Consider the following 8,768-nt stretch of genomic DNA (forward strand, 5'->3'; position numbering starts at 1 on the left):
CATGACCATCACCTCCGTTCCCCAGAATGCTCCGGCGCAGGACACCGCCTTCCCCACGCAGAACGTCGCTGAACTCGGCCTGCGTGAGTCCGCCACGTTCGACCGCGCCACCATCGCCGACATCCAGCGCGCCGCCGCAACTGGCGTCTATGACATCCGCGGCTGGGGCGCCAAGCGCAAGGTCCCGCACTTCGACGACCTGCTTTTCCTCGGCGCCTCCATGTCCCGCTACCCGCTGGAGGGCTACCGCGAAAAGTGCGATACCGACGTCGTCCTCGGGGACCGGCACGCCACCCGCCCCCTGCACCTGAAGACCCCGGTGACCATCGCCGGCATGAGCTTTGGCGCCCTGTCCGCCAATGCCAAGGAGGCGCTGGGCCGCGGCGCCTCAGAGGTGGGGACCTCCACCACCACGGGCGACGGCGGCATGACGCCGGAGGAGCGCGGCCAGTCCAAGCACCTGGTGTACCAGTACCTGCCCTCCCGCTACGGCATGAACCCGGACGACCTCCGCAAGGCCGACGCCATCGAGATCGTGCTCGGCCAGGGCGCCAAGCCCGGCGGCGGCGGCATGCTGCTGGGTCAGAAGATCACCGAACGCGTGGCCGGAATGCGCACCCTGCCGGTCGGGATCGACCAGCGCTCGGCCAGCCGGCACCCGGACTGGACCGGCCCGGACGACCTCGAGATCAAGATCGGCGAACTCCGCGAAATCACCGACTGGAAGACCCCCATCTACGTCAAGATCGGCGCCTCCCGGCCGTATTACGACACCGCGCTCGCTGTGAAGTCCGGTGCGGACGTTGTGGTGGTGGACGGCATGCAGGGCGGTACCGCGGCGACGCAGCAGGTGTTCATAGAAAACGTCGGAATCCCAACGCTGGCCGCCATCCCGCAGGCCGTCCAGGCACTCCAGGAACTCGGCGTCCACCGCAAGGTCCAGCTCATCGTTTCGGGTGGCATCCGCACCGGCGCCGACGTCGCCAAGGCCATGGCCCTGGGCGCGGACGCGGTGGCCATCGGAACCGCAGCCCTGATCGCGCTCGGCGACAACGATCCCCGGTATGCCGCCGAATACGCTGCCCTCGGTTCCGCGGCCGGCTTCTACGACGACTTCCAGGACGGCCGCGACCCCGCCGGCATCACCACCCAGGATCCGGAGCTCGCCTCCCGGCTGGACCCGGTAGCTGCCGGCCGCCGCTTGGCCAACTACCTCCGCGTTCTTACGATGGAAGCACAGACAATTGCCCGGGCCTGTGGGAAGTCGCATCTGCACAACCTCGAACCCGAGGACCTGGTGGCGCTTACCATCGAGGCGTCCGCCATGGCCCGCGTCCCGCTGGCCGGCACCAGCTGGATACCGGGCGCCAAGTAGCGCACGCCATGCAGCACGCGCAAGCTGCACTTGTACCCGTCCTGATAAGGGAGCCGTGATGACAGATTCCTCAGACTATGTGGTGGTGGGCGCCGGCCTGGCCGGTGCCGCCACCGCCTGGCAGCTCGCGGCCCGCGGGCACCAGGTGGCCATTCTGGAACGCAACGTTCCGGCCAGCCACGATGCCAGTTCGCACGGCTCCGCGCGGATCTTCCGCTACGCCTACGCGGACCATTTCTACACGCACGCCGTGGCGGAGTCGAAGAGTCTGTGGGACGGATTGGCAGCACTCTCCGGCACAGCGCTGATCACTCCCTCCGGAGCTGTGGACTTCGGCGCGGAACGCCATCCGCAGCTGCTGGCGTCGGTGCTGGCTGACGAAGGCATCGAGCACGAACTGCTCGACGCCGCCGCTGCCCGCGAGCGCTGGCCGGGCCTCGCTTTCGATACCGAGGTCCTCTGGCACCCCGGCGCCGGGGTGATCGACGCCGAAACGGCAGTCAACGCCATGGTGGACCAGGCGGTGAAACACGGTGCCCGCTTGCTGACAGGATGGGCGCTGCGGTCGGTGGAACGGCGCAGCCTGGAACACGCCGGAACCGGCTACCGCCTGACCTCCACCATGGGGGAGACGTTCGACGCCGGTCATGTGGTGATCAGCGCGGGCGGCTGGCTGCCGGAGCTGCTGGGGAAACTCTCGCTGCCCGCAGGTTTCCTCGCCGGGCTGCCGCAGATCACCGTGCGGCAGGAGCAGGCCTTCCACTTCCGCTACCGCGATCCAGACAGTGCCGCCAACTGGCCCACGTTCATCAACAAGCGCGGCGACATCCAGGTTTATGGCCTCCCGGGCGGGCGCGACGCAGGCTTCGCCGGCCAGAAGGTAGCCGAATACAACGGCGGCAAGTTCCTTCCCAGCGCCGCTGACCAGACCGGCGAAGTGGACCCGGCCAACCGCAGCCGGGTGGTGGACTACGTCCGCCGGCTCCTCCCTGGCCTGGACCCCGAGCCATACGCCGAGACCACCTGCCTCTTCACCAACACACCCACCGAGGACTTCATCATTGACCGGGTGGACGGCCTGACCATCCTCTCGCCCTGCTCCGGCCATGGCGCAAAGTTCGCTCCGCTGATCGGCCAGTGGGCGGCGGACCTGGCCAGCGGGGCAGCCGACGTCCCGCTGCGTTTCCGCACGGCGACGCATGCGGTAAGCAACCGCTGACTCCGCACAAGCACGCCATCTCTCCCGCCTTCTGGCGATCCTTGCCCCCACAACTCAGCGCACCCCGACGCCCCAGCTCTAGAAACGGACCCCCGTGACTGCCTCCACTTCTTCCGCTTTCCGCCAGACCCCGGAGGGTGCACCGCAAGCGTCTTCCGCCGTGCCAACAGCGGCTGAGCCTGCCGCCGCAACGGTGAGCGGCCTGCTCAGGGACATTGCCGACGTCGGCCGCGACAGCACCCGGGGCGGCTACTCCCGGCCCGTGTTCTCCAGCGCCGAGACGGAACTGCGCAGCTGGTTCATTGAGCAGGCCGCGCGCCGCGGGCTGGACGTCCAGACCGACCACAACGGCATCATCTGGGCCTGGTGGGACACCGCTGCCGGCACCAGGCAGGACGCCGTGGTCACTGGCAGCCATCTCGATTCCGTGCCGGGCGGCGGTGAGTACGACGGGCCGTTGGGGGTCGCCTCTGCACTGGTCGCCGTCGACCTCCTCAAAGCCCGGGGGCTGCGTCCCAGGCGGCCGCTGGCCATCGCTGTATTCCCCGAAGAGGAAGGCTCCCGGTTTGGCGTGGCCTGCCTGGGGTCGCGCCTGCTCACCGGCGAACTCGATCCCAACAAGGCCCGGCGGCTCAAGGACCCGGACGGAAACACATTCGCGGACGTCGCCGCGGCGAACGGCCAAGACCCGCGGCTGATCGGTGCTGACTACCAGGCGTTGGCGCAGCTGGGCATGTTCGTGGAGCTGCATGTGGAACAGGGGAGGGGGCTGATCGACCTGAACCAGCCGGTGGCCATCGGTTCATCGATCCTGGGCCACGGCCGCTGGAAGCTCACGGTCACCGGCGAGGGAAACCACGCGGGCACCACCCTGATGAAGGACCGGAAGGACCCCATGATCGCCGCGGCGAAGGTCATGCTGGGCATCCGCGACACGGCCCGGAAATACCGCGACGCGCGGGCCACCGTGGGCCGGCTTCAGCCCGTGCCCGGCGGAACCAACGTGATCGCTTCCCGGGTGGACCTGTGGATCGATGTCAGGCACCCAGACGACTCGGTGACCGCCGCACTGGTGGAGTCCATCTCCCTGAATGCCCAGGTGATGGCGGCCGAGGAAGGCTGCACCGCCACCCTCAGCATGGAGTCGTTGAGCCCCACCGTGAATTTCGACGCCTCGCTGCGGGACCGGCTCCGGGAACTGCTGCCGGAGGCGCCCGTCCTGGACACCGGAGCAGGGCACGACGCCGGTGTGCTGAGTTCGCAGATCCCCACGGCCATGCTGTTCATCCGGAACCCCACCGGCATCTCCCACTCGCCCGATGAACTGGTGGAGGATTGGGACGCCGAGGCGGGTGCCGTTGCGCTCGCGGACTCGCTGGCGGGGCTGCTGGGGGAGGCACGGGTCATCGGGTGACCGCGGGCTTCAGTTCCTCACGCGGTAGACCATCAGCACACACCCGCCGTCTAGCTCGCGGGAATCTTTCAGTACCAGCCCAATCCGGCCCTGGAGATCGCGGAAGAAGGGAACGCCCGAGCCCAGCAGAACGGGATGCACGTTGAGGATGACTTCGTCGATGATGCCGGCGGCAAACAGGGAGCCCGCGAGCTCGCCGCCGCCCATCAGGCAGATACCCTTGCCTGGCTGCTGTTTGAGCGTGCTGACGAATCCAACAGCATCGGAGGTGACGAGCTCCGTGCCGGGCGGGGCCTCGGAAAGAGTGCGGGAGAAAACGTAAGTGGCAACTGCGGGAATTCCGCTGCCCTCGTTGCTGCCGAAATCGGGTTCTGAGCCTGGTTCGGTACCGGGTTCACCGCCCATGCCCTGAGCGGCCGCGAATTCCCACGTTTTACGTCCCATAAGGACGGCATCCACGGTGGACCAGTACTCGATCATGTACTTTTCAACGTCCGGGCTGAAGTGGATCCAGTCGATGGCGCCGTCACTGCCGGCAATGAACCCATCAAGGCTGCACGCCGCACCATAGGTCACGGTCCGCATCGCATTTCCTTCCCCTGCGCGCCCACTAAAACTCTGGCACAAGCCCAAGGGTTTGGCTACGGCCGATGGATAGCGTGGGCGTCGTGGTGACCGTTCAAGCGCCACCTATGATGGCTCCTATGACCAATTACGCCCGGGAAGGGGCTCCCGCGACCGGCTCCGCAGCTGACGTTGAGGACGGCGTTCCCGGGGAGGGTGTTGCGGGCGACAGCGTCCCGGGTGCCGGGGCCAGCGTTCCAGGTGCCGGCGATAGCGCCCCCGATTCCGGGGCCAGCGGGAAACTGGAACAGGTCATCGCCGCCCAGGTCCGGCACTACCGCACAGCCGGCGGTTTGTCTTCGGCAGAACTGGCCGCCAGGACGGGTCTTTCCAAGGCCATGATCTCCCGGATCGAAACGGCCACCACATCCTGTTCCCTGACCACACTGCAGCGTCTGGCCGATGGCCTGAAGATTCCGGTCACGGCCTTGTTCCGGGGCGCGGACACTGACCGCGATGCCACCTTCACCAAAAGCGGCCAAGGCAGCCTTACGGTGCGAAGCGGCACCCAGCACGGCCACGAGTACCGGGTACTGGGCACGCTTAAGGGCCGCACCGATGCGCTTGAACCCACGTTGGTCACCCTCACCGACGCCTCCGACGTCTTCCCGCTGTTCCAGCACCCGGGCACCGAGTTCATTTACATGCTCACCGGCAAAATGATCTACGGGCACGGTGCCTACGAGTACGCAATGGAGGCAGGGGACTCGTTGCTGCTCGACGGCGAAGGCCCGCACGGTCCGTTGGAGCTGTTGGACCTGCCTATCCGGTTCCTTGCCGTCTCCGCCAAGTAAACCTGCGCGTCACCGTGGCTTTGAGATCTCACATCAGTGCGCCGGAGTGACGGGTGAAACTCGCTTGCCAGTGACTGAAACGTTGAATTAACGCGCCGGAAACCCACCGCGTGACCGCGGCGATGAAGATGGAACCAGACGGCAATAGCTGCCCTCCGATGAACGTGGTACTGACTCCGCGTCCCTCCTCCGGAGCGGCTCTGACGGGCAATTTCCGTTCTCTCTTCGCATCACGAAAGGGGTTTCCCATGGATTCGGGAAATGTCGCTTGGATTCTGGCCAGCTCGGCACTGGTCTGTATGATGATCCCCGCCCTGGCCCTGTTCTACGGGGGCATGGTGGGGTCGCGTCGCATTCTCAACATGATGATGATGTGCTTCGGCGGCGCCAGCCTTGTGGCCGTCCTGTGGGCGCTCTTCGGCTACTCAATGGCTTTCGGAGATTCAGTGGGTGGCCTCGGGCTGATCGGTGACATCACCGAATTCCCCGGCATGGGTCAGCTTCTCGCCGCCGACGAGGCAGCATCCATCCCGGTCATCCTCTTCGCAGCCTTCCAACTGTTCTTCGCGTGTGTCACTACAGCCCTGGTTGCGGGAGCGGCAGCCGGGCGCATGAAGTTCGGCGCCTGGATGCTCTTTGCCGGAATCTGGGCAACGATCGTCTACTTCCCGATCGCGCACTGGGTGTTCGCCTTCTCTTCGGCCGACGGCAGCGTTACCGGCGGCTGGATCGCCAGCGGGATCAAGGCCATTGACTTCGCCGGTGGCACCGCGGTCCACATGAACGCGGGCGCCGCAGCACTGGCACTGGCACTGGTCCTGGGCAGGAGTTCCGGCTGGCCCAAGATGGAACACACCAAGCCCCACAGCCGTCCGCTGGTCCTGGTTGGCGCAGGGCTGCTCTGGGTGGGCTGGTTCGGCTTCAACGCCGGTTCCGCACTCTCGGCAGGCCAGTCGGCGTCGGTGGTTTTCCTGAACACCGCAGTTGCAGCCTCCGCAGGCCTTCTCGCCTGGGCCCTGGTTGAGCGGCTCCGTCACGGCGCGGCGACCAGCATGGGTGCAGCGTCCGGCCTGATCTCGGCCCTGGTTGCGATCACCCCCGCATGTGGTGCGGTGAGCCCCCTCGGCGCACTGGCTATCGGCGCCATCGCAGGTGCCGTGTGCTCGCTGGCCATCGAACTCAAGTTCCGCCTCGGCTACGACGATTCGCTCGACGTCGTCGGCGTCCACCTGGTGGGTGGCATCCTTGGCACGCTGCTGATCGGCCTGTTCGCAACGGATGCGGCTCCCAACGGTGTCAACGGCCTGTTCTACGGCGGCGGTATTGAACTCCTGGGCGTCCAGGCGCTGGCCACAGTCACGGTCCTTGCCTACTCGTTCGGCATCACGTGGATTCTGGCGAAGATCCTGGACAAGACCATCGGGCTGCGGATCAAGCCCGAAGACGAGATGCGCGGTATCGACATCGCCGCCCACTCGGAGCTCGCTTACCTGACCGACGAAGACCCCGTGGAGCTGGGTTCGCCGCAGCGCGCCTGACACCTCCACCACGCTTGGAACCAAATCCAAGAAGATCCTTCTAGCAATCCCAGAAGTCCGGGCAGGCGGTCGCCGCACTACCCGAAGTACGAGTCAGGCCGAGGGCCGAACCGCGGACCGGTGTCAGCAGCAGCTGGCTTATAGTTCCGGGGTTCGGCCCTTTGTCGTGCTGCGGGACTGCAGGGGTGGGTCCAGTGGGGCGTTCAGCCGTCGATGCAGACCAGGTTGCCGTTCTGGACTTCGAGCACTGCGGCTCTGACATGGCTGAGATGGGTCTTGGGGTCTGCGGTCATCCCTTCGATGTCCTCACCGTTCCAGAATGGGTGCGTGAAATAGACAACGAGAGCGCGATCCTTCCCCTCAGCCGAAGCTGCCATTGGGACAACGTCCGCGTGCCGGCCTACCACTGGGCCGCCGTCGGACGTCTCAGGAGAGGTGAGGATGAGCCCGTCACGGTGTTCCTGCCGGACCCAGGCGCCGGCCGCATCGCGGGAGCGGTAGACGGCCTGACCCCGCCACTCGTCAACGATCATCCAGTACGAGCCCTCCAGCCGGAAGACTTTGGGGCCCTCGTGGGGCCGCCCGGGAATAACAAGCCCTTCCAAGACCCACGACGACGGATCGGCCGGTGTGCTGCTGACCGCGCTGTAGGTATTGGATCCGCGGGTTTCGTCCTTGTACCAGAGGCGGTACTGGCCGTCGCCGCACAGGGCTACCGCAGCATCGATGACTCTCGGCGAATCCAGTTCGACGGCGCCGAGGTACTCCCAGGTGGTGAGGTCGTGGCTGGCAAGCTGGACGATGGAGGCATCTCCGGTCCAGTCAGTCCGCACCCCACCGAGCACTGTCAGATACATGATCCACTGGTCACCCAAGCGCACGACGTCGGGCGCCCACAGGGTAGCGGGCAGTTCAGTTCCGGGCGGGACCAGTCCGTCGAGCGTGCCCTGGTACGCCCAGTTCAGGCCTCCGTCAGACGAGCGGGCAACCCCAATTGCCGTCCCGTGCACCCACTCCACGCCGGTCAGGCCAGGTGTCGTGGCCCGGCGCTGGGTGTAGAAGAGTACCCACTCACCACGGAGGTGATCCTGGACCAGGACCGGATCCGTTGGGCCGTCCCAGACCGGATCACGGTACGGCGTCCTGAAGGCATCAGGGCTGAGGGCGGTCAGTGCAGGCGCGTCGGCGTTCGTTTCGTGGCGCACGGGAGTCTCCAATGAAAAAGCTGATTTCGGTACAGCATAAGCGAGAAATCGGTTTCCCGCAGCTAATTCGCTCTGCTCCAAGCCGGTCAAGATGAAAGTGTCCAGTTCAACTCGTCGAGCCGCTCCAGCTCAACTCGTGGAGCCGATCCAGCTCAACTCGTCGAGCCGCTCCAGTTCAACTCGTCGAGCCGTTCCGGATCGGGCTGCCTCTCCTTGTGCTCACTCTGCTCTGGCCGTTCCGTTACTGTCCGGGCCTGCCTGCACCGGCTGACTGCGCTTTTGCCGTTCTCCCTGGGACGGCGTGTGTTCGCGCCGTTCGAGTCCGTTGGGTTGTCCCTGCACCATCTGGAGGAGGACTTCCGGTAACCGGGGTGGTTCCCAGTCGGGTTCTTCGGTGGCGTAGTGTCTGCCGGTGGGTGAGATCCAGCCTGGTGGGTGGTCTTTAGTAGCTGGTGCGGGTGTCCAGCCGGTGGTGTGCCTGAGCCGATGATGCCGTGGACACGGCTGGGAAAGGTTGCTGACGCCGGTGGTTCCGCCGTGGGCCCAGGCGAGCAGGTGGTCTGCTTCGTTGTCCAGGGAATGGTTGCTGCAGCCAGGGA

General features: G+C 66.1%; 8 protein-coding genes. 5 read left to right on the forward strand and 3 right to left on the reverse strand.

The features are described from left to right. Position 1 precedes the first annotated feature (1 nt). The 3 genes from ACP7AX_RS16380 to ACP7AX_RS16390 all read left to right on the forward strand — a co-directional run bounded on the left by ACP7AX_RS16380 (position 2) and on the right by ACP7AX_RS16390 (position 4,008). Positions 2-1,375, forward strand: a complete 1,374-nt coding sequence (locus tag ACP7AX_RS16380; RefSeq protein ID WP_426227875.1) for an FMN-binding glutamate synthase family protein — start codon at positions 2-4, stop codon at positions 1,373-1,375. Between the two features lie 58 nt (positions 1,376-1,433). Then, positions 1,434-2,594, forward strand: a complete 1,161-nt coding sequence (locus tag ACP7AX_RS16385; protein ID WP_426227877.1) for an FAD-dependent oxidoreductase — start codon at positions 1,434-1,436, stop codon at positions 2,592-2,594. 160 nt (positions 2,595-2,754) lie between these two features. After that, a complete protein-coding gene (locus ACP7AX_RS16390; protein WP_426227900.1) occupies positions 2,755-4,008 on the forward strand; it encodes an allantoate amidohydrolase in 1,254 nt (417 codons plus the stop codon). A gap of 9 nt (positions 4,009-4,017) precedes the next feature. On the opposite strand, the gene ACP7AX_RS16395 is transcribed toward ACP7AX_RS16390, so the two are convergent. Further along, positions 4,018-4,593: a dihydrofolate reductase family protein gene (locus tag ACP7AX_RS16395; RefSeq protein ID WP_131683212.1), complete on the reverse strand. Its 576-nt coding sequence runs from the start codon at positions 4,591-4,593 to the stop codon at positions 4,018-4,020. Positions 4,594-4,712: 119 nt separating this feature from the next. On the opposite strand from ACP7AX_RS16395, the gene ACP7AX_RS16400 reads away from it, so the two are divergent. Both ACP7AX_RS16400 and ACP7AX_RS16405 read left to right on the forward strand, forming a co-directional pair. Continuing rightward, the gene (locus ACP7AX_RS16400) at positions 4,713-5,426 is read left to right on the forward strand and encodes a helix-turn-helix domain-containing protein (RefSeq protein WP_426227880.1); all 714 of its coding nucleotides are present in this window, start codon (positions 4,713-4,715) and stop codon (positions 5,424-5,426) included. Between the two features lie 248 nt (positions 5,427-5,674). Then, complete coding sequence (locus tag ACP7AX_RS16405) at positions 5,675-6,964, forward strand: ammonium transporter (RefSeq protein ID WP_426227882.1); 1,290 nt, start codon at positions 5,675-5,677, stop codon at positions 6,962-6,964. Between the two features lie 203 nt (positions 6,965-7,167). Here the strand turns inward: ACP7AX_RS16405 and ACP7AX_RS16410 are convergent, their stop codons facing one another. Further along, positions 7,168-8,169: a family 43 glycosylhydrolase gene (locus tag ACP7AX_RS16410; RefSeq protein WP_426227884.1), complete on the reverse strand. Its 1,002-nt coding sequence runs from the start codon at positions 8,167-8,169 to the stop codon at positions 7,168-7,170. Positions 8,170-8,388: 219 nt separating this feature from the next. Then, positions 8,389-8,768, reverse strand: a 380-nt coding sequence (locus ACP7AX_RS16415; RefSeq protein ID WP_426227886.1) for an HNH endonuclease signature motif containing protein, incomplete at its 5' end; no start/stop codon positions are given.

It is taken from the genome of Pseudarthrobacter sp. DSP2-3-2b1 (assembly GCF_049895945.1).
Lineage (GTDB): Bacteria > Actinomycetota > Actinomycetes > Actinomycetales > Micrococcaceae > Arthrobacter.

Bases quoted from the DNA above. Each gene is read 5' to 3' on its own strand.
- ACP7AX_RS16400 (WP_426227880.1), top strand. From the start codon at position 4,713: ATGACCAATTACGCCCGGGAAGGGGCTCCCGCGACCGGCTCCGCAGCT.
- ACP7AX_RS16380 (WP_426227875.1), top strand. From the start codon at position 2: ATGACCATCACCTCCGTTCCCCAGAATGCTCCGGCGCAGGACACCGCC.
- ACP7AX_RS16395 (WP_131683212.1), bottom strand. From the start codon at position 4,593: ATGCGGACCGTGACCTATGGTGCGGCGTGCAGCCTTGATGGGTTCATT.
- ACP7AX_RS16405 (WP_426227882.1), top strand. From the start codon at position 5,675: ATGGATTCGGGAAATGTCGCTTGGATTCTGGCCAGCTCGGCACTGGTC.
- ACP7AX_RS16385 (WP_426227877.1), top strand. From the start codon at position 1,434: ATGACAGATTCCTCAGACTATGTGGTGGTGGGCGCCGGCCTGGCCGGT.